This is a genomic window from Empedobacter tilapiae (genome assembly GCF_004785645.1).
Taxonomy (GTDB): Bacteria; Bacteroidota; Bacteroidia; order Flavobacteriales; family Weeksellaceae; genus Empedobacter; species Empedobacter tilapiae.
In genome coordinates this window covers 1-20,302 of the sequence record NZ_SRPE01000006.1, presented here as the reverse complement: position 1 = coordinate 20,302, position 20,302 = coordinate 1, and the positions used below count along the sequence as shown (strand labels likewise).

General features: G+C 30.2%; 19 protein-coding genes. 17 read left to right on the top strand and 2 right to left on the bottom strand.

What is annotated here, in order from left to right:
* The first annotated feature begins 10 nt into the window (after positions 1–10).
* The 7 genes from E4J94_RS09150 (at position 11) to E4J94_RS09120 (ending at position 6,390) form a co-directional block, all read left to right on the top strand.
* Positions 11–868 (top strand): tetratricopeptide repeat protein, encoded by an 858-nt coding sequence (locus E4J94_RS09150; RefSeq protein ID WP_135835517.1) that lies wholly within the window; start codon positions 11–13, stop codon positions 866–868.
* Complete coding sequence (locus E4J94_RS09145; RefSeq protein WP_135835516.1) at positions 868–2,667, top strand: BatD family protein; 1,800 nt, start codon at positions 868–870, stop codon at positions 2,665–2,667. Before E4J94_RS09150 ends, E4J94_RS09145 begins: the two co-directional genes overlap by 1 nt.
* Before the next feature lie 160 nt (positions 2,668–2,827).
* Positions 2,828–3,127, top strand: coding sequence for a hypothetical protein (locus E4J94_RS09140; protein WP_135835515.1), 300 nt, complete (start codon positions 2,828–2,830; stop codon positions 3,125–3,127).
* 66 nt (positions 3,128–3,193) lie between these two features.
* The gene (locus E4J94_RS09135; RefSeq protein WP_135835514.1) at positions 3,194–4,714 is read left to right on the top strand and encodes a histidine kinase; all 1,521 of its coding nucleotides are present in this window, start codon (positions 3,194–3,196) and stop codon (positions 4,712–4,714) included.
* 7 nt (positions 4,715–4,721) lie between these two features.
* Complete coding sequence (locus E4J94_RS09130; protein ID WP_135835513.1) at positions 4,722–5,477, top strand: LytR/AlgR family response regulator transcription factor; 756 nt, start codon at positions 4,722–4,724, stop codon at positions 5,475–5,477.
* An 83-nt stretch (positions 5,478–5,560) separates the two neighbouring features.
* Positions 5,561–6,175 (top strand): MarC family protein, encoded by a 615-nt coding sequence (locus E4J94_RS09125; RefSeq protein ID WP_135835512.1) that lies wholly within the window; start codon positions 5,561–5,563, stop codon positions 6,173–6,175.
* A 14-nt stretch (positions 6,176–6,189) separates the two neighbouring features.
* Positions 6,190–6,390 (top strand): hypothetical protein, encoded by a 201-nt coding sequence (locus E4J94_RS09120; RefSeq protein WP_135835511.1) that lies wholly within the window; start codon positions 6,190–6,192, stop codon positions 6,388–6,390.
* Between the two features lie 46 nt (positions 6,391–6,436).
* Here E4J94_RS09120 and rnpA read toward each other — a convergent pair whose 3' ends face one another.
* Positions 6,437–6,817 (bottom strand): ribonuclease P protein component, encoded by a 381-nt coding sequence (gene rnpA, locus E4J94_RS09115; protein ID WP_135835510.1) that lies wholly within the window; start codon positions 6,815–6,817, stop codon positions 6,437–6,439.
* A gap of 112 nt (positions 6,818–6,929) precedes the next feature.
* Here rnpA and E4J94_RS09110 point away from each other — a divergent pair, with 112 nt between their 5' ends.
* The 6 genes from E4J94_RS09110 to E4J94_RS09085 all read left to right on the top strand — a co-directional run bounded on the left by E4J94_RS09110 (position 6,930) and on the right by E4J94_RS09085 (position 13,764).
* Positions 6,930–7,340: a BrxA/BrxB family bacilliredoxin gene (locus E4J94_RS09110; protein ID WP_135835509.1), complete on the top strand. Its 411-nt coding sequence runs from the start codon at positions 6,930–6,932 to the stop codon at positions 7,338–7,340.
* A gap of 153 nt (positions 7,341–7,493) precedes the next feature.
* On the top strand, positions 7,494–8,459 hold the full coding sequence (locus E4J94_RS09105) for a T9SS type A sorting domain-containing protein (RefSeq protein WP_135835508.1): 966 nt from the start codon (positions 7,494–7,496) through the stop codon (positions 8,457–8,459).
* A 258-nt stretch (positions 8,460–8,717) separates the two neighbouring features.
* Positions 8,718–9,713: an aspartate-semialdehyde dehydrogenase gene (locus tag E4J94_RS09100; RefSeq protein ID WP_135835507.1), complete on the top strand. Its 996-nt coding sequence runs from the start codon at positions 8,718–8,720 to the stop codon at positions 9,711–9,713.
* A 107-nt stretch (positions 9,714–9,820) separates the two neighbouring features.
* Positions 9,821–12,067: a CotH kinase family protein gene (locus E4J94_RS09095; protein WP_135835506.1), complete on the top strand. Its 2,247-nt coding sequence runs from the start codon at positions 9,821–9,823 to the stop codon at positions 12,065–12,067.
* Between the two features lie 135 nt (positions 12,068–12,202).
* On the top strand, positions 12,203–12,745 hold the full coding sequence (locus tag E4J94_RS09090; protein WP_135835505.1) for an RNA polymerase sigma factor: 543 nt from the start codon (positions 12,203–12,205) through the stop codon (positions 12,743–12,745).
* Positions 12,742–13,764, top strand: coding sequence for a hypothetical protein (locus E4J94_RS09085; protein ID WP_135835504.1), 1,023 nt, complete (start codon positions 12,742–12,744; stop codon positions 13,762–13,764). Before E4J94_RS09090 ends, E4J94_RS09085 begins: the two co-directional genes overlap by 4 nt.
* Before the next feature lie 36 nt (positions 13,765–13,800).
* Here the strand turns inward: E4J94_RS09085 and E4J94_RS09080 are convergent, their stop codons facing one another.
* Positions 13,801–14,730 (bottom strand): bifunctional riboflavin kinase/FAD synthetase, encoded by a 930-nt coding sequence (locus E4J94_RS09080; protein ID WP_135835503.1) that lies wholly within the window; start codon positions 14,728–14,730, stop codon positions 13,801–13,803.
* A gap of 189 nt (positions 14,731–14,919) precedes the next feature.
* On the opposite strand from E4J94_RS09080, the gene atpD reads away from it, so the two are divergent.
* From atpD to E4J94_RS09060, 4 genes are all read left to right on the top strand, one after another.
* The gene (gene atpD / locus E4J94_RS09075; RefSeq protein WP_135835502.1) at positions 14,920–16,428 is read left to right on the top strand and encodes a F0F1 ATP synthase subunit beta; all 1,509 of its coding nucleotides are present in this window, start codon (positions 14,920–14,922) and stop codon (positions 16,426–16,428) included.
* Between the two features lie 87 nt (positions 16,429–16,515).
* On the top strand, positions 16,516–16,809 hold the full coding sequence (locus E4J94_RS09070) for a FoF1 ATP synthase subunit delta/epsilon (RefSeq protein ID WP_135835501.1): 294 nt from the start codon (positions 16,516–16,518) through the stop codon (positions 16,807–16,809).
* A 449-nt stretch (positions 16,810–17,258) separates the two neighbouring features.
* Positions 17,259–18,566, top strand: coding sequence for an O-acetylhomoserine aminocarboxypropyltransferase/cysteine synthase family protein (locus E4J94_RS09065; protein ID WP_135835500.1), 1,308 nt, complete (start codon positions 17,259–17,261; stop codon positions 18,564–18,566).
* A gap of 29 nt (positions 18,567–18,595) precedes the next feature.
* Complete coding sequence (locus E4J94_RS09060; RefSeq protein WP_135835499.1) at positions 18,596–19,600, top strand: homoserine O-acetyltransferase family protein; 1,005 nt, start codon at positions 18,596–18,598, stop codon at positions 19,598–19,600.
* Positions 19,601–20,302 lie beyond the last annotated feature (702 nt).

The following is a 20,302-nucleotide window of genomic DNA, read 5'->3' as shown; positions in this document are numbered from 1 at the left end:
GTATGGTAAAATGATGTACTTTTTAAAACAAATAGGATTTTTAGGAATAATGCTTTTATCGGTTTTTGGTTATAGTCAATCGAAAACGAAAAGCTACATTATTGAAGGAAATGAGTATTATCAGAAAGGAAAATTTGATAATGCAGAATATGCTTACAAAAAAGCTACAATGGAAGATCCGACTTCTGTAAAAGCAAATTATAATTTAGGGAATGCTTTGTTTCAACAGAAACGATATAAAGAAAGTATAGCTCACTACAAACGTTCTGCTGAAATTTCCAAAACAAAAAATGATAAACATTTAGCTTATCATAATTTAGGAAATGCTTTTATGCAAGAAAAAGATTATCAAAATGCAGTTGATAATTATAAACAAGCACTAAAAAACGATCCAAAAGATGATGCTACTCGCTACAATTATGCACTAGCAAAAAAAATGTTAGAGAAGGAGCGTGAAAAGCAGAAAGATCAGAATAATAAGGATAGCAAGGATCAGAACCAACAAAATAAAGACGATCAACAGAATCAGCAACAAAATAAGAATAAACAGAATCAGCAAAACCAAAATAACCAAAAACAAAATCAGAGTCAATCTCAAAATCAACAATCTGATCAACAAAAACAGCAAAATCAAGGAGGAAATCCAAAAGCTGGAGGTGAAAATGGAAATAATAAAGGACAAGGAAATGATTCGTCTCCTGAGATAAAGCAAGGAAATAACGGAGAAGGAAAAGAACAAGATAATGCAAAGAATAATTTGGGTGATGGTCTTCTAAAAGCATTACAAAATCAGGAAGCCAAAACACAAAGAAAAATTATTCAGCAAAAAGCGGAAAAACAACGAACAACAACATCTAAGGATTGGTAATGATAACGGCAAGAGTGTTCAATAGCTTTTTAATGTTTGCCTTAACGTCTATTACAGCGTTAGCACAACAAATTTCTTTTAAATCTGATGCAGAAAAAACGCAAGTCAGTTTAGGAGAGGCATTTAGTGTGGGATTTTTTATTGAGTCGAATACTGATAGTTATACTATAGATCAACCAATGAAATATCCGCAACATAAAGGATTACAGATTGTTGGTGAGCAACGCTCGCAAAACGTTTCGTATGTGAATGGTCGAGGCATTATCGAAGATGGAATTGTCTTAGCTTTTGTAGCTGAAAAAGAAGGTAAATATCGAGTTGGTTCAGCCAAAATAGTAATTAATGGAAAAACTTATACATCAAAGCCTGTTGATGTTGTAGTGAAAGGATCAGGGTTAGTACATAATAATTTTAAGAGTAGTACATCACAGCCAGTTTTTTTACAAAGTAAAGTATCGAAAACGAATCCGTATGTTAACGAACAAGTTGGTTTATCAGTAAAATTATATGTTAAAGATTTATCCTATCTTAATCGTAAACAAAACTTTCGTCAAGGCAACTTAGATGGATTAAGTCCAAAAATTGTCAAAAGTTCTCCAGAAAATATAAAACAAGAAATTGTAGGAGGAAAACAATATTTTTCTGAAGAAATAGCTCGTTATTATGTTTTTCCTCAAAAACCAGGTAAAATAGAAATTGATCCTTTTTCAGTAGATGTAGTTTTGCCTACAACATATGGAGCAGAACCTGTAGAAGTGCGAAGTAATTCTGTTGTAATCAATGCAAAAGCATTACCAGAAGAAGGGCGCCCAAAAAACTTTAGTGGAGCAGTTGGACAATTTAAAATGAATGCTTCGGTTGATAAAAAAGAAGTCTCAACAAATGAAAGTGTAAATTTTGATGTAGAAATAATAGGAACAGGTAATTTTAATACAATAAATCTACCGGAAATAAATACACCCAAAAATTTAGAAAAATTTGCGCCTAAAAAACGTGATGCCTACAAAACATACGATACAGGTATGAAAGGCAAAATTGCTGAACAGACTGTTCTTGTTCCTAATTATGGAGGAGAATATACCATTTCGCCAGTAGAATTTAGCTATTTTGATCCTGCAAAAGAAAAGTATATTACCTTAAAATCCGATTCAATTAACTTAAGTGTTTCTGGTTCTAACCAATCGAACAATGGAACAACTAATTTAGTCTCTAACTCATCTTCTGATTCTACAATTTCGGATAAAATAGATGAAATTAAAAATGATGTAAAAGAAGGAAAAAGTGGTTGGCTCTGGCTGACAGGTAGTGTAATTGCTCTGAGTTTAGGAAGTTTATTCTTAATGAGAAAGAAAAATAAACTGGTAGAAAAAAATATTGAATCTAAAGTAAAACCAATTAATGAGCAGAAAAAAGTTGAAAATTTTCAATCAAAAACTGAAACTCAAAAATTTACTTTAGTTGAAAAACCAATAATTAATTCTAATTTAATTTCTGCAGAATTAGAAGAATTAAAACAGAAAATCAATACAGAAGATCAGAAAGATTTTTATCAGTTGCAAGAAAATATTTTGTGCAATGTTGCAATGAAAAAAACAAATATAGATTTAGCTCACTTTTCAGATGGAATAATTGAAAATGTATTATTAGAAAAAGGAGTAAACAGATTAGCCGTTGAACAATGGAAATTATTGTTGAATAATGCAAGACAAGCTAAATATGCGTTTGGAGGATTAAATCAAAATTTAGATGAAGTATTCGAAGCAACACAAAATGTAGTAGAAGAATTGATGAGAAAATAAATTTCAAGTTTTTTTATATATCATAAAAGGGATAATTTCAATAATTGAATTATCCCTTTTATTGTTTCTACAATTCATCCTTAAAAAATAACAATTCGGTAATTATTAATTCCTTTTTGATTGTGATTAGCAGAACTTTGGTTTAACAAAAAACAGGAAAATGAAAACCATGCTTTTAACAACTACAGTTTTACTTTCAAAATCAACGTTTGCACAAAATAATTTCGAATCAGATATGAATAAAATATTAAATTCAAATAATCCACGTTCTGTTTTAGGTTTGGCCGAGTTTAATATCAATGCGGCAAAATATAGCGGAATGGATCTTACACAAGATTGTAAAAATGTAAAAAAATCTTTAGCTTTATTTGATGCTGAAAAGCCAAAAAATAATGAACCGAAATGGGGAAAAGATCGTGCCGAAGCCTTGTTGAATAACGAATGTAAAAACGCACAATAATGATAGCTTTAGTTGCACAGTTTATTCACGAAGTTATTTGTTGGTTAATTAATTTAATTGCTTGATATGGATTCATATAATAAAAGATTAATAATAATATTTTCTATTTTAATTACATTGGCATTACTTGTATTTATTTTGAATACAAATGAATCAATTTATCCTATAACTTCATCTTATGAATTAGGAAATCTAGTTGGTCATTCTGCAAGATTTATAGCCTTAGGATTTGTTATTTACAAGTTTACACAAGGAATAATTGTTTCTGATAAAAAATTAATTCTTCGTAATGTTGCTATTTTATTTATTGTTAATATTTTGATTTATAGTGTGATATTTTTCACTTCACCAAATATTACAATCAATCAATTTTTTCATCCAGAAGCCATCAAATATTTTATCGGATATTTTTCATTCAGTATAGCTGCATCCTTTGTGAATACAAGTGTCTTTAATGATTATAGAATAGATTTACCAAACACTTCAAAACCCGAAAACATTATTAGAAAATATTTTATACGCTCTATTTTCTATACTTTGGTATTATATTATGTGTTTGTAAAATTTGCAAATCAACTTTTGCAGAAATATATTTTCTATGATCAAACGATAAACTATTTATTAGTTGCTGTAATTACAGTTTTCTTTTTGTTTTTATTTTTTCTTATTGATAGAAAGAAAAATAAATTAGAACGTAAAATTGTTCTCGAATCAACAAAAGCAGAAACAGCTACAGCACAATTTGAAACTTTAAAAAGTCAATTAGATCCACATTTTCTATTTAATAGTTTAAATGTTTTAACTGGTTTGATTGAAGAAAACCCTGATAATGCAATAGATTTTACGACTTCACTTTCCAAGATTTATCGCTATGTTTTAGAACAAAAAGATAAAGAAGTAGTACCAATTCAGGAAGAGATAAGTTTTGCAAGAACTTATGTCAACTTACTAAAATTGCGTTTTGAGAATAGTATTGATTTTGAAATTGAACAAACAAATTTCCCTGAAACTGAATTTATAGTTCCGCTTTCATTACAAATTCTATTAGAAAATACAATAAAACATAATATTGTATCAGATCAAAAACCTTTGAAAATTAAGATTTATAAAAAGGATAATTATTTAATTGTTGAAAACTCTTTACAACTCAAAGAAACAATCAAAGATTCGACTGGAATTGGTTTAAAAAATATAATAAATCGTTATCAATTAATCTCAAACCGAGAAGTGAATATCGAAAAAAATGAACAAATATTTCGAGTTGAACTTCCAATATTAACTCAAAAAAACACAATTATGAACACACAAAATATTGACGAACAACAAGCTTATCAACGCGCGATAGAACGCGCAAAAGAGTTGAAAAAATTCTATACACATTTGGGAACTTATATTGTAATGAGTATATTTTTCTTTTTACTTAATTACTTTACTAGTCCTAAACATTGGTGGTTTTATTGGCCAGTTTTAGGTTGGGGATTAGCGGTCGCATTGAATGCTGTAAAAGTTTTTGCTTATGGTTCTGGTTGGGAAGAACGAAAAGCCAAAGAAATATTCGAGAAAGAACAAAACCAGAAATGGCAATAAATAAGAAATGAAAATACTAATTATAGAAGATGAAAAACCTGCTGCTCGTTTATTGAAAAGACGAGTAGAGAAATTGGGCTATGGAATTCATGAAATGCTACATTCAGTAGAAGAGAGTATTAAATGGTTACAAAATAATCCTAATCCAGATTTAATTTTCTTAGATATTCAATTATCAGATGGTTTATCATTCGAAATATTTAATAAAGTTGATATTTCTTCAGCCATTATTTTTACAACAGCTTATGATGAGTACGTTTTGAAAGCCTTCAAATTAAATTCGATCGATTATTTGTTGAAACCTGTTGATGAAGAAGAGTTAAAGTTTGCAATAGAAAAGTTTGAAAAGCAATTTCAGAGTTCGTCCTCAAGTTTTGATTTGAATGAATTAAAAAATCTTTTTACGAATAATCAAGTAGAAAAGTTTAAAGAACGTTTTTCGATAAAGATTGGAACTTCAATTAAAATAATAGAAACAGAAAATATTGAATGCTTTTTTAGTGAAAGTAAAGCAACTTATATTCATACAAAAGAGAAGAAGAATTATTTAATAGACTTCTCATTAGATAAGGTTGAAGAGCAAATGAATCCTAAAAAATTTTTCAGAATTAATAGAAGTCAAATTATCCAAATTGATTCAATAAAAGAAATTACAATGTATTCTAATTCAAGATTGAAAATAATTTTAAATACTTATAATGAACAAGATATGATTGTAAGTAGAGAAAAAGTATCAGATTTTAAGAATTGGTTGGAAAACTAAATGTATTTATTATAATTTATAGATATTAGTTACTAAAATCTTCTATTTTTGTATGAACTAATTATTAAAAGCACTAATAAATAATGAGTAACATTACATCTTTTTTTGATAAAATTTCAATTAATCAAATTGGAACGACGTTTGCCGTACTTTTTGCTGTTATTGATATACTTGGGAGTATTCCAATTATTGTCTCAATACGAAGCAAGGTAGGACATATTCAATCTGAAAAGGCATCTATTGCAGCAGGAATATTGATGATTTCTTTTTTATTTTTTGGAACCAAGATTTTGAAATTAGTTGGTGTAGATGTACAATCGTTTGCAGTAGCAGGAGCTTTTGTGATTTTTATCATTGCTCTTGAAATGATTTTAGGAATTGAAATTCAAAAAGGTGTAGAATCTAACTCTGCATCTATTGTTCCTATTGCATTTCCGTTAGTTGCAGGAGCAGGATCTTTAACAACAGTACTTTCTCTTCGTTCTCAATTTGCAGATATTAACATTGTGATAGCGATTATATTAAATATGTTAATCGTATATTTGGTGCTGAAATTCGCAGGAAAATTAGAAAGATGGTTAGGTCCTGGAGTTTTGTCGGTGCTAAAAAAAGTATTTGGAGTAATTTTGTTATCGATAGCAATAAAATTATTTACATCAAATCTTGGAGCATTATTTATGAATGAAATTAAAATTTAAAAATTCATTATCAAATGAAAACATATATTTATATCGCGACAATTGTTTTGTTGATTGGATTAGGTTACAACCTATATGTGATGGATTATAAAGCTGGAATTTTAGCTGAAGAAAACTTTCGTAGCGTTTTAGGAATTGGAGCTTCAGTTTGTGGATTAATTTTAGTATCAGTTTACTTTAGTTTTTTCAAACTGCAAGCAAATCTTAAGAAATAGAATGAGCTTTATTAAATTATAAAAAAAGATTAATCTGATTATTAGATTAATCTTTTTTTGTTTGTATTGCTTGGTTTAACTTTTCTAATAAAATTTGTACAGCTTCTTCTATTCTCTCAAATGATTGCTGTTTTGTCGAAGTATAAATCATAACCAAATCAATCGAATATTCTTCTGAAGTTTCGATTAATAATTTATTTAATCGGTAAGCTTCTTTAGAGCGACGTTTTAATAAGTTTCGATCAACAGCGTGTTTAAATTTTTTCTTCGAAACACTCACTCCTACTCTAATATTGTAATCTTCTTTTGGTTTGATTTTGTAGACGAATCGTATTGGATGAGAAACAAATGTTTTTCCATCAGAAAATAATTCATCGAATGCTTTCCTGCTTTTAAGTTTCTCATTCTTACCAAAAGTCAATTTCATATTGCTAAATTCTACGTAAATTTGTAACTGCAAAAGTAAGTATTCTAAAAAGTTTTAGAATTATGTAACTTTGAAAATAATTAATTTTTATTAAAAACAAAAAAAGAAGAATATGTATCCAGCAGAAATAGTAATGCCAATGAAGGCTCAGTTAACTTCTAATGGTTTTGAAGATTTAACTACTCCAGAACAAGTAGAAGCAGCAATCAAACAAGAAGGAACAACTTTAGTAATGGTAAATAGTGTTTGTGGTTGTGCAGCAGGTGCAGCAAGACCGGGAGTTGTAATGTCTTTGGATAATGAAAAAGTTCCAGCACATTTAACAACAGTTTTTGCAGGATTTGATGTTGATGCAGTTGCTAAAGCTCGTGAGTTTTTTGCTCCGTTTCCTCCAAGTTCTCCAGCTGTTGCTTTGTTCAAAGATGGTGAATTAGTACATATGTTAGAGCGCCATCATATTGAAGGACATTCTGCAGATGCTATTGCTGAAAACTTAAAAGCTGCTTATAACGAGTTTGCTTAAAAATAAGAGATAAATCATATTAAGGTTTATTTAACCCACAATCGTTGTTATTGTGGGTTTTTTATTTTTTTGTGTTAAAAATTTTGTATTTGAATTATTATTGTTTAGTTTTATTCCATAATTAAAAAAAAATAACACTAAAAATTAATAATTATGAAGAAAATTTTTACTCTTTTATCAATTGTTGCATTGTCGTCTGTTACCTTTGCTCAAAATAGTAATGAAATTAAATCTTTAAAAGCTCAAGGTTTAGCAGAAAAAACTGTAATTAATTCTAATAATAATTTAGCGAGTCAAGATTATACATTAATTCAGTATAAGGATGGAAATACATTTGATAACTCTCTTCTTTCTTGTTCTCAACAAGGTCAGGTTATTACAAATGCTTGGTCTAGATTATATGATTTAAAGAAGGATTATGGAATTGATTCAGATTTTGAGATAAAATCAGTTACTGTTGCTGGAGCAGGAATGGGAGATGATAATAACTCTGCAGAAGTTGCTTTTTCTCAATTTGCAGGTGCTTATACTTTTGCTAATATTACAGCAGGTATGGGAAGTGGTTATGCAGCACATAATTTTACTGTTGATGAATTTGAAGTTGTTGAATTAGAATTATTAGAGCCTCAAGAAACTATTAAAGCAGGAAATAAATTAGCTGTAGCTGTTATAACTGGAGTTGAAGTAGGAACTCAGTATTTAGAAGGAGGAGTTATGGTTGGTAATAATAAAAAAGGGCAAACACATCCTACTTATCTTGGATGGCCTGGAACAGGTTGTGTTTCAGGAGGAACAAATACAGCTCCAACAAATTTATCTAGCTATGAAGTTTCATATATTTTTCACGTAACAGGTAGTACAGAAACTATGGGAACAGTTGAGTTAGGATCTACAAAATTAGCTGTATATCCAAATCCTGCAACAACAGAAGTTAATATTAAATTAGAAGGATCTAAGGTTGCAGATGTAACTGTTGCAGACGTAACAGGACGTGTAATTCCAGTTAAATTCTCTAAAGATGGAAAAGTTGATACATCAAAATTATCTACAGGAGTTTATTTCTTAAGAGTAAAAGATGATAAAGGAGTAACAAGAATCCAAAAAATCATCAAAAAATAATTCTCAAAAAAAGATATTTTTATACAATTATAAAAAAAAGTGGAACATATTGTTCCACTTTTTTTATGTTTAAAATTCTTCTAAAAAAGAGTTTTATAAATTTTAATTCAAGGAGAGCTTCAAAAACCTGAATTAATATCATTACATAAAATATATCATATCAATTTTATCTCTAAACCGATGAAATAGAGAAAAATGTATCAAAATAATCAGTAAATTAGCAATTCAAAATTTTTTAATATATTATTTAATTAACAAATGAGAATAGCAGTCGTAGGCGCTACCGGAATGGTCGGCAGAGTTATGCTCCAAGTTTTGGAAGAAAGAAATTTTCCAATCACTGAAATTATACCAGTAGCATCAGAAAGATCAATAGGAAAAACTATAGAGTACAAAGAGAAAGAGTACAAAATTGTATCAATGCAGGATGCTGTAGAAATGCGACCAGATATCGCAATCTTTTCAGCAGGAGGAGAAACTTCCAAACAGTGGGCGCCTAAGTTTGCAGAAGTTGGAACAACTGTAATAGATAACTCATCAGCTTGGAGAATGGATCCTAATTGTCCGTTGATTGTACCAGAAATCAATGCAGATATTTTAACAACAAATGATAAAATCATTGCAAACCCTAACTGTTCTACAATTCAGTTGGTAATGGTTCTTAATCCTTTACATAAAAAATACGGAATAAAACGTGTGGTTGTTTCTACATATCAATCGGTTACAGGAACTGGAAAAGATGCTGTGGAGCAATTGAATGGAGAAATTGAAGGACGTGACGTTGCGAAAGTTTATCCATATCAAATTTTCAAAAATGCATTGCCTCATTGTGATGTTTTTGATGAAGAAACAGGTTATACAAAAGAAGAATTAAAATTAACACGTGAACCGCGTAAGATTATGCGTGTGGAAGAAATGAATATTACAGCTACTGCAGTTCGTGTTCCTGTGCAAGGAGGACATTCGGAGTCTGTAAATATTGAATTTGAAAATGATTTTGATTTAGGCGAAGTTCGCAAATTATTAGCAGAACAAGAAGGTGTAATAGTACAAGATAATCCAGATACAAATACCTATCCAATGGCATTCTATTCAGAAGGGAAAGACGATGTTTTTGTAGGTCGTATTCGTCGTGATTTATCTCAACCAAATGCATTAAACTGTTGGATTGTTGCAGATAATTTACGTAAAGGAGCAGCTACAAATGCGGTTCAAATCGCAGAATATCTAGTAAAACACAAGTTAGTGGGATAATAATTAATTAGAATCCTTCTATAATACATGAAAATCTGATATATAAATATTTATATCAGGTTTTTTTATGGAATAAGTTTTATTTTTGAAAAAAAACAATAAAATATATGAGGAAAATACATACTCTTCTTTTTTTTTACTTTACAAGTTTTGTCTTAGGTCAATCATTGACTACACCTGTATTTTCAAGTGAAAGTGGCTTTTATGATGATGACTTTGACTTGACTATCAGTCATGAAGACTCTTCATTAACAATTATTTATACAATTGATGGATCTGAACCAGATATAAATAATCTGAACGGAAAAGTATACCAATACAAGAAAAGATACCCACAAAATATAGGGGAACTTCCTTATGAATTTTATGAATCAGAAATGAAATCATTTCTTTACGAAAAACCTATCAAGATTTATGATAGAACTAAAGAAGATAATGTATTATCAAATATTTCTACAACATTTGACAATAATCCGTATTTTCCCTCTCACTTAATTAAAAAGAGTTTTGTCATTAAAGCAAAAGCTGTAAGTAATGATAATTCATCTGAAACAATATCAAAAACTTTTTTTGTTAATAATAAAAATAGTTTTAATTATACATTGCCAATATTTTCAATTTCTATTGATGCAGAAGAATTATTTGGTTATAAAAATGGTCTATGGGTAGCAGGAAAAACTTTTGATGATTGGAGAATTGCAAATCCTGATAAAGAAGCAATATATAATACGATTGCTAATTATCAACAATCAGGAAAAGAAAGTGAAAGAAAAGTATTCTTATCAATTTTTGATAATAATGAAGAAGTAATTCATCAAACAATAGGGATTAGAAATCATGGAAATGCGACTAGAAGCTATCGTAATAAATCATTTAGATTTTATGCGAAATCAGATTATAGTAAAAACTCTTTAAATTATAATTTTTTTAAAGATTATGATTATAATAAATTTAAAAGATTAATTCTTCGAAATTCTGGTAATGACACTTACTTTACAATGTATAAAGATGCTTTGATTCAGACTCTTACAAAACATTTGAATTTTGAAACACAAGAATATTCTCCAAGTGTTGTATTTGTAAATTCTGAATATTATGGTGTCTTTAATTTAAGAGAAAGATTTGATGAGAAATATTTTGAGCGTATATATAATATAAAAGAAAATGAAATTGACTTTTTAGAAAACGAAGGTTATGGTGATATTGGAGATCCAATAGCGTATAAAGAGTTGATGAATTTTATTGAAAATAATGACTTAACAACGTCTGAAAATTATAATTATGTATCAAGAAAAATTGATTTTGATAATTTAATTGACTATTTCTTAACAGAAATTTATATTGGTAATGATGATTGGCCAGCTAATAATAATGAGTTTTGGAGAAAAAAAGTAGACTATGATGTAAATGCTCCATATGGTCATGATGGAAAATGGCGTTGGGTATTAAAAGATACAGATTTAGGAATGTTTCCTAATGATGAGAAGTACAAAGTAAATTCAATATACAATGCGACGGATACAAATATTACCCCTGAATCTAATCATTATAATCTTCATTTTGTAAAATTATTAAAGAATAGAGAATTTAAAAATAGATTTATTAATAGATTTTCTGATTTATTGAATACAACTTTCATTCCAGATAGAGTTATAAAGATTATTGATAAAATGAAACAGGCTTTGGAACCAGAAATGCAAGAACATATTGATCGATGGAAAATGATAGGCTCTGTAGAGGATTGGAATAATTACATAGAAAAAACTAGAAATTTTGCTAGAAATAGACCACAATATCAAAAAGAACATTTGTCTAATTTCTTTAATCTTGAAGGAAATTATAAATTAACAACTAGAATAAATAACAAAGAGCAAGGTTTCGTAAAAGTTAATACGATTGAAATCAATAATTCAACAGTTGGTATTGAAGAAGATTATCAAAATTGGAGTGGAGATTATTTTAAATCTATTCCAGTAACATTAGAAGCAATTGCATTACCAGGCTATAAATTTTCTCATTGGGAAGGTGATTTAGAATCGAAGGATCAAAAAATTATAATTAATCCTTCACATAATTTTTCTGTAAAAGCTATTTTTGAAAAAACTTTAGGAGTTGGTGATTTAGATAAAGTTGATTTTATAATATACCCAAATCCAGTACAAGAAATATTAAATATAGCTTCAAGTTCTAAAAGTAAAATTGAATATAAGATTTCAAATATTATTGGACAAATAGTTGAACATAACTCAACAAATAATCAACAAATTGATGTTAGCAAACTTAAACATGGTGTTTACATTATCCAATTAACTCAAGATAATAAAAGAATAACGAAAAAATTTATAAAAAAATAATTTAAAAAGTCGCTTATGTAGCGACTTTTTTTATGTTTAATAAATAAGTTTTCAGAACTTTAACAAATATTTTACGCTATCAAAACAACCATAAGCGTAATTTTCGCATCTAAACAGTAAGAAAGAAAAAGTATTTTGGACGAAAAACAACTCATAAAAGCTTGTGTCAACAATGATTCGAAAGCACAGCGGCTGCTTTATGAAAAATATGATGCGCGATTTTTTGCGGTTTGTAAACGTTATTTTACCGATATTCAACAAGCGGAAGATGCGTTGGTAAAAGGATTTTTGAAGATTTTTCAGAATCTTCAAAATTATTCGTTCGAAGGAAGTTTTGAAGGATGGATGCGAAGAATTATGATTAATGAATGTTTGATGGAGCTACGTAAAAATAAAATTTTTCATCTCAATGTTGATGATTACTCCTCTTCTATTTCATCTAATCAAGAAGCTTCGCAACAAATAGAAGAAGATGATGTAATGAAACTCCTCGACTATTTGCCTGAAGGTTGCCGTCTCGTGTTTACCCTCTACGTTATTGAGGGATATAAGCACAAAGAAATTGCCGAAAGTTTGGGTATTACAGAAGGAACATCGAAATCGCAACTCAATTTAGCGAAAACGAAATTGAAGAGAATGTTAAGTAAGAACGAATATATAAAATCAAATTTATCGTGAACACAAACGATCCAATAGAAGAATTATTTCGAAAAAGAAGTAACGAAACTGTCGGCGAAAAACCGAGAGATTTGGTTTGGAAGCGTATTGAATCTGGTTTGCAGAATGAGGAAAAGAAAAAGAAACCTATTCGCGAATTTGTTTCGAGTGTATGGTTTTCTGCTGCTGTTTTCGCGTTGATTGCGATTCCTTACTTTGTGCTTTTTATTGAAAATATTAATACTGAAAATAGAGAAAATTCACTTGAAATTGTCAAAACAAATGCTCCAGTTATTGAGCAATCACCTGCTGAACAAGAGGAAATAGTGGTTTTAGAATCGAAAGATAAAGATTTGGAAAAACCTCTAGAAATAGTGAAGAATGATAAGGTTACAAAAGATCCTGTTTATAAAGTAATCGAAGGGCATTCTGCTGATGCAATTGCTGACGAAGGATATTTTCCTCAATTATCTAAAGCGTCTGCTCCAAATGCTCCAGTTACTTTATCAGCACCGCAAGCAATGGAAGCTCGTTCTAAGGTTTTAGATTCCATAGAAAAAGAAGAACAATATGCTAAAGCAAGTAGTCAAAATTTGGGATATTTGAAAGATTCTGTTATTTCAGATAAATTAGCTGGAAAAGCTTCAGGTGTTGTAATTAGAGGTGTTTCTAAACTAAAAGATACTTCTGATGTTATGAAAATGAGGGTTATAGCGGAAGAACGTGCTACGAATATGTCGTTAGAAACAGCTTCTGTTTTAGAGGTAGCTCCTAAAAAAGCAGCTGTTGACAAATCTTCGATTGTTTATAAACCATTAAAATTTACAGTAAAAACAGATATTTTACGTACTAATTTTAAATTACAGAAGAAATCGAAAGATAAAATAATGTTTGAAAGTACAACGAATGATCTTATTATTACGTTCGAAAAAGTGACAGATAAAATTGTTTTAACAACTAACGAACCAAAGGTTGATGCAACGCTTTTAGGTGTTCTGGAAAAGAATAAAAAAGAAATTTTCAAGTATTATAATAAATAGAAATAAGTAAAAAAGGTTCGCTTTAGCGAACCTTTTTTACTTATTTCCGTATAATTTTATTGCATTTCCTTTGTCTTGATTCATCGCAGAAATTAAATCATCTAACGAATCAAATTTCTTTTCATCTCGTAAATGACTTAAAAATTCAAGACGGATTGTTTCTCCATAAATTTCTCGATCAAAATCCAAAATATTCACTTCTACTCTATGTTCTCGAGAATTGGTAACTGTTTCTCTAAATCCTATGCTTAACAAACCTAAATATTTTTGATTATCCACAAAAACATCAACAGCATAAACGCCATCTTTTGGAATCAATTTATTAGGATCGATTTGTAAATTAGCGGTAGGAAAACCAAGTGTACGTCCAATTTTATCACCATGAACAACTTCTCCAGAAAGCGGATAATGATAGTTTAACGCTTTGTTTGCATATCCTATATTTCCTTCGATTAAGGCATTTCTAATTTTTGTAGAACTTACTGCGACTTCATTTTCTTCGACAGCTTGCAACTGAATCAAATTGAAACCATATTCTTTGGAAAGGATTTGTAATTGCTCAAAATTTCCTTCTCTATTTTTTCCGAAATGATGATCATACCCAATAACTAAAGTATCAATATGTAATTGATCAACTAAAAAATTTTTAACAAATTCTACAGAAGTTACTTGTGAAAAATCTCGTGTAAACTCTTGAATTACTAAATTTTTTAATCCAAATTGGCGCAAAATGGCTTCTTTCTCTTCTAAAGTTGTCAAAAACTTAAGATCACAATTTGGTTGCAAAACCATTCGAGGATGTGGATTAAATGTAATCAATACACTTTCTCCATCAATTTCTTTGGCAATTTTATTTAATTGATTTAAAATACTTTGATGACCAATGTGTGCACCATCAAACATACCTAAAGTAACTACTGGACGTTTGATTGTTTTAATATGATTGAGTGATTGAATGACTTTCACAAAAAATGATTTTGGACAAATTTAAGGCTTTCAAATCGAATGACAATTTTCTTTTTAGAGTTCCTTAATTTGTCATATTCTTATTACTAATCAAAATATTATGATAAAAATCTTAAAAAGTATATAAATTATACAATGTTTTTAACTTACCTTTGCACCCAAATAAAATAAACTAAATCATTACATATAATGGCAAATCAAAAGAAAGGTAAGATTGCACAGGTTATTGGACCTGTAATTGACGTTATTTTTGATAACGCAGAAGGCCTTCCAAATATTTATGATGCACTAGAGGTTCCTCGTCAAGGAAAAGAAACATTAATTCTTGAAGTTGAGCAACACATTGGTGAAGATACTGTACGTTGTATCGCAATGGATAGTTCTGATGGTTTACAAAGAGGTCAAGAAGTTATCGCTTTAGGAAAACCAATTATGGTTCCTATTGGAGAAAACATCAAAGGACGTGTATTTAATGTAGTTGGAGATGCTATTGATGGTTTAGGGAATTTAGACAAAGAAAACGGTTTACCTATTCACCGCCCAGCTCCAAAATTCGAAGAATTATCAACATCTGCAGAAGTTTTATTTACAGGTATTAAAGTAATTGACTTAGTAGAGCCATACGTAAAAGGTGGTAAAATTGGTTTATTTGGTGGTGCCGGAGTGGGTAAAACAGTATTAATTCAGGAGTTAATGAATAACATCGCGAAAGGACACGGAGGTTTATCTGTATTCGCTGGTGTTGGAGAGCGTACTCGTGAAGGTAATGACTTAATGCGTGAGATGATTGAAGCTGGATTAATTAATTACGGTGAAGATTTCATGCACTCTATGGAAGGTGGATCTTGGGATTTATCTAAAGTAAACAGTGAAAACATGAAAGAGTCTAAAGCTGCTTTCGTTTTCGGACAAATGAATGAACCTCCAGGTGCACGTGCTCGTGTTGCTTTAACAGGTTTAACATTAGCTGAGTATTTTCGTGATGGAGATGGACAAGGTCAAGGACGTGACGTATTATTCTTCGTAGATAATATCTTCCGTTTTACACAAGCAGGTTCTGAGGTTTCTGCCTTATTAGGACGTATGCCATCAGCCGTAGGTTATCAGCCAACATTAGCGACTGAAATGGGTGCTATGCAAGAGCGTATTACATCTACTAAAAACGGATCTATTACATCTGTACAAGCAGTATATGTACCAGCCGATGATTTAACTGACCCTGCGCCAGCTACGACTTTCGCGCACTTAGATGCTACAACAGTATTAGATCGTAAAATTGCTTCATTAGGTATTTACCCAGCGGTAGATCCATTGAACTCTACGTCTCGTATCTTATCACCAGCAATTATTGGTAAAGAACATTATGAAACAGCACAACGTGTAAAAGAAATCTTACAACGTTACAATGCTTTACAAGATATTATTGCGATTTTAGGTATGGAAGAGTTATCAGAAGAGGATAAATTAGTTGTACACCGTGCACGTCGTATCCAACGTTTCTTATCTCAACCATTCCATGTTGCAGAACAGTTTACAGGTATCCCAGGTGTTTTAGTAGATATCAAAGATACAATCAAAGGATTCAACATGATTTTAGATGGTGAAGTTGATCAATATCCTGAAGCTGCATTCAACTTACGCGGTACAATCGAAGAAGCGATTGAAGCTGGAGAAAAAATGTTAGCAGAAGTTAAATAATATTTTATATAACAATATAGAAAGAGTGCTTACGTTTCTTTTACTCTAAAAGTTACTAAGTACTCTTTTTTTTAAAACAATAGGATTATGCACTTACAAATTATTACTCCAGAACACGTAGTTTTTGACTGTGAAGTAGATGCTGTTACATTACCAGGAAAAGATGGTGAATTTCAGCTACTAAACAACCACGCTCCTATCGTTGCAACTTTAGGTGAAGGAACAATCAAAATTAAAGTTCACACAAAAACTTTCGAAGATTTTGATAATCAATCTGGCAAAGTTTATAGTTCTCCATCTAATGAGTCTACATTATTGTTAGATATCAAAGGAGGAACAATTGAAATGAACAATAATAAAGTAATCGTTTTAGCTAACTAATTATTTTTTTATCATAAAAACATAAAAGGAGATCAATTTTGATCTCCTTTTTTTATTTTCTACCTAATATCTTCTTTTTTACTTCAAATATTATTCTATTTAATTAGCTTTTATAGATTTTGAAAGAGATTTTTTTATCTTTTATGTGTTAATATTCTTTATAAACTAATTTTATAGATTTATTTTCTGAAAATAAATAATAAATTTTATTATTTAGAAAATTATTCTAATTTCACATCAAATATAAAACTACAAAGTGTAGTTAGAAATGAATATTTTTTTTTAAAGATGAAGTACAATTCTAAAAAACATTCTTTTGGACACGGCGTCCTGCTTCAGAGCATCTATAATTGTATCAATAGTAAAATTCGAATGTGCAGCTGCTAATTTTAGCTAACTAACCTACCCTATTATTTATTAATCATACTCACATTCAAAACAATTTTATTATGTCAACAGAAAAACAATTACATTTCGATACTTTACAAGTACACGCAGGTCAAGAAGCAGATTCAACAACAGGCTCTCGCGCTGTTCCAATTTATCAAACATCTTCTTATGTATTTAATGATGCCGAACACGGAGCAAATTTATTTGCTTTGAAAGAATTTGGTAACATCTACACAAGAATTCAGAATCCAACAACCGACGTTTTCGAAAAACGTATTGCTGCGCTCGAAGGTGGTGTTGCGGCATTAGCTGTTTCATCGGGACAAGCGGCACAATTTATTGCTTTAAATAATATTTTAGAATCGGGAGATAATTTTGTTTCGGCTTCTAATCTTTATGGTGGAACATATAATCAATTCAAAGTTGGTTTTAAGCGCTTAGGTGTTGGTGTTCGCTTTGCTGAAGATGCAGATCCAGCTAAAATTGAATCATTAATTGATGATAATACAAAAGCTATTTATACAGAAACGATAGGAAATCCGAGCTTTAATGTTCCAGATTTTGAAGCAATCGCTACAATTGCAAAAAAACATAACATTCCATTTATTGTGGATAATACATTTGGTGCAGGCGGTTATATTTTCAAACCTTTAGAATATGGAGCAAATGTTGTTGTAGAATCTGCAACAAAATGGATCGGCGGACATGGAACTTCGATTGGTGGAGTGATCGTGGATGGTGGAAATTATGATTGGGGTAATGGTAAATTTCCTCAATTTTCTGAACCATCAGAAGGTTATCATGGTTTAGTTTTTTCCGATGTTTTTGGAGTGAATGGTTCTTTTGGTAATATTCAGTTTATTATTCGTGCACGTGTCGAAGGTTTGCGCGATTTTGGTCCCGCAATTTCACCGTTCAATTCTTTTTTATTGTTACAAGGTTTAGAAACGTTGTCATTAAGAGCTCAGAAACATTTGGACAATACATTAGAAATTGCGCGTTGGTTAGAACTTCATCCGCAAGTAGAAAAAGTGAATTATCCTGGATTAATTACCTCTCCAAGTCATCATTTGGCGAAAAAATATTTGAAAAATGGTTTCGGATCTGTTTTATCATTCCAAATTAAAGGTGATGCAGACAAAGCGAATCAATTTATTGATAGTTTAGAATTGATAAGTCACTTGGCAAATGTTGGCGATGCAAAATCGTTAATTATTCACCCTTCCGCAACAACTCATCAACAATTGAGCGATGATGAACAAAAATCTGCTGGAGTTTTTCCTGGTTTGTTACGTCTTTCTGTAGGAATTGAATATATTGATGATATCAAAAATGATCTTCAACAGGCTTTTGATAAAATTAAATAAACAGAAGTTTTTAATTATATATTTATTCAGTGAATTTTCATCAATACAATCATAAGAAACCTTTTCAACTTGAAAATGGTCAGATTATCGAAAATTTAACCATTGCTTATCATACAGCGGGAATGTTAAATCCCGAAAAGAATAATATCATCTGGGTTTGTCATGCTTTAACGGCAAACTCAGATGTTTTTGACTGGTGGGCTGGTCTTTTTGGAGAAAATGAATTGTTCAATCCAAAAGATCATTTTATTATTTGTGCAAATGTGATTGGTTCTAATTATGGTTCTACGAATCCATTATCAATAAATCCTGAAACAAATTCACCTTATTATCGCGATTTTCCTACAATTACGATAAAAGATATGGCAAATGCGCATCAATTGTTAGCAGATCATTTAGGAATTTCGACTATTCATTTATTAATTGGTGGTTCGCTTGGCGGTCAACAAGCGTTAGAATTTACGTTACTTAATCAAGTTAAAGTTGATAATTTGGTTTTGTTGGCGACGAATGCAGTTCATTCTCCTTGGGGAATTGCGTTTAACGAATCTCAGCGTTTAGCAATCGAAGCAGATCCTACTTTTAACAATATAGAAGATGGAGGAAGAAATGGATTGATTGCAGCACGTACAATTGCGATGTTGTCTTATCGAACTTATACTATATATAATGACAAACAAAAAGACGATGATTCTGTTTATAATGATTTCAAAGCGTCTTCATACCAAAAGTATCAAGGGCGGAAGTTAGCGAATCGATTCAATGCATATTCATATTGGATGCTTTCCAAAGCGATGGATTCACAAAATATTACTCGAAATAGAGAATCTTTAGAAGAATCTTTGGCTCAAATTTCTTCGAATACCTTAGTGATTGGAATTTCTTCTGATATATTATTTCCTCCAAGCGAGCAAAAATTTATTGCGAATTATATTCCAGATGCAAAATACACGGAAATTGATTCTATTTTCGGACACGATGGTTTCTTAGTCGAATTAGAAGAATTAAATGCAATTTTGAAACATCTCGCATAATAATGTTGAACTAATAATTATCTGAAGCTCGATTTATTCGAGCTTTTTATTTAAAATTGATTCCACTTTGGCTACAACTCTTCTTTATTTTACAACCACAAAGTATCCATTTACTAGATTGAACAGGTGTTTTTGTATTGAAAAGTTAGTTATTTGATAAAACTTTCAAAAAATATTTTACGTTGTACCAATCACTTAAGAAAATAATGTAAAATAAATGTAAAGTTGTTTTGGAAGTTCGGAAAAATGGTTTGTATATTTGCAACCTCAATACGAAAGACGAGTAGTATTGTAATTGACATAAGGGCTTATATAGCGAAAAAAATTATTTAAAAATAAATTTGCGAGTTTAGAAATAAGTATTACCTTTGCAAACCGATTCCGAGAGGGGTTTGGGAGTGAAAGTAAGATTGGCTTATTGAAATAAAGACTTAAAAATTTTCGAAATAAAATTTGTTAGTTAAAAAATAAGTATTACCTTTGCAATCGCAAATACCGAGAGGTATTGCTAAGATGAGAAGTTCATTTGAAATTATAAAATAAACAGAAGAAACAAATAGCCGAATAATAACGAAGTCAATCCTTGAATAATGGAGCTATAGGAAATTCGAAGTTGTAAAAAACAGAAGCTCTTGCTTCACACGAAATTATTTACAATGGAGAGTTTGATCCTGGCTCAGGATGAACGCTAGCGGGAGGCCT

Coding starts and splice junctions, on each gene's coding strand:
- E4J94_RS09150 (WP_135835517.1), top strand. CDS start 11: ATGATGTACTTTTTAAAACAAATAGGATTTTTAGGAATAATGCTTTTA.
- E4J94_RS09145 (WP_135835516.1), top strand. CDS start 868: ATGATAACGGCAAGAGTGTTCAATAGCTTTTTAATGTTTGCCTTAACG.
- E4J94_RS09140 (WP_135835515.1), top strand. CDS start 2,828: ATGAAAACCATGCTTTTAACAACTACAGTTTTACTTTCAAAATCAACG.
- E4J94_RS09135 (WP_135835514.1), top strand. CDS start 3,194: ATGGATTCATATAATAAAAGATTAATAATAATATTTTCTATTTTAATT.
- E4J94_RS09130 (WP_135835513.1), top strand. CDS start 4,722: ATGAAAATACTAATTATAGAAGATGAAAAACCTGCTGCTCGTTTATTG.
- E4J94_RS09125 (WP_135835512.1), top strand. CDS start 5,561: ATGAGTAACATTACATCTTTTTTTGATAAAATTTCAATTAATCAAATT.
- E4J94_RS09120 (WP_135835511.1), top strand. CDS start 6,190: ATGAAAACATATATTTATATCGCGACAATTGTTTTGTTGATTGGATTA.
- rnpA (WP_135835510.1), bottom strand. CDS start 6,817: ATGAAATTGACTTTTGGTAAGAATGAGAAACTTAAAAGCAGGAAAGCA.
- E4J94_RS09110 (WP_135835509.1), top strand. CDS start 6,930: ATGTATCCAGCAGAAATAGTAATGCCAATGAAGGCTCAGTTAACTTCT.
- E4J94_RS09105 (WP_135835508.1), top strand. CDS start 7,494: ATGAAGAAAATTTTTACTCTTTTATCAATTGTTGCATTGTCGTCTGTT.
- E4J94_RS09100 (WP_135835507.1), top strand. CDS start 8,718: ATGAGAATAGCAGTCGTAGGCGCTACCGGAATGGTCGGCAGAGTTATG.
- E4J94_RS09095 (WP_135835506.1), top strand. CDS start 9,821: ATGAGGAAAATACATACTCTTCTTTTTTTTTACTTTACAAGTTTTGTC.
- atpD (WP_135835502.1), top strand. CDS start 14,920: ATGGCAAATCAAAAGAAAGGTAAGATTGCACAGGTTATTGGACCTGTA.
- E4J94_RS09070 (WP_135835501.1), top strand. CDS start 16,516: ATGCACTTACAAATTATTACTCCAGAACACGTAGTTTTTGACTGTGAA.
- E4J94_RS09065 (WP_135835500.1), top strand. CDS start 17,259: ATGTCAACAGAAAAACAATTACATTTCGATACTTTACAAGTACACGCA.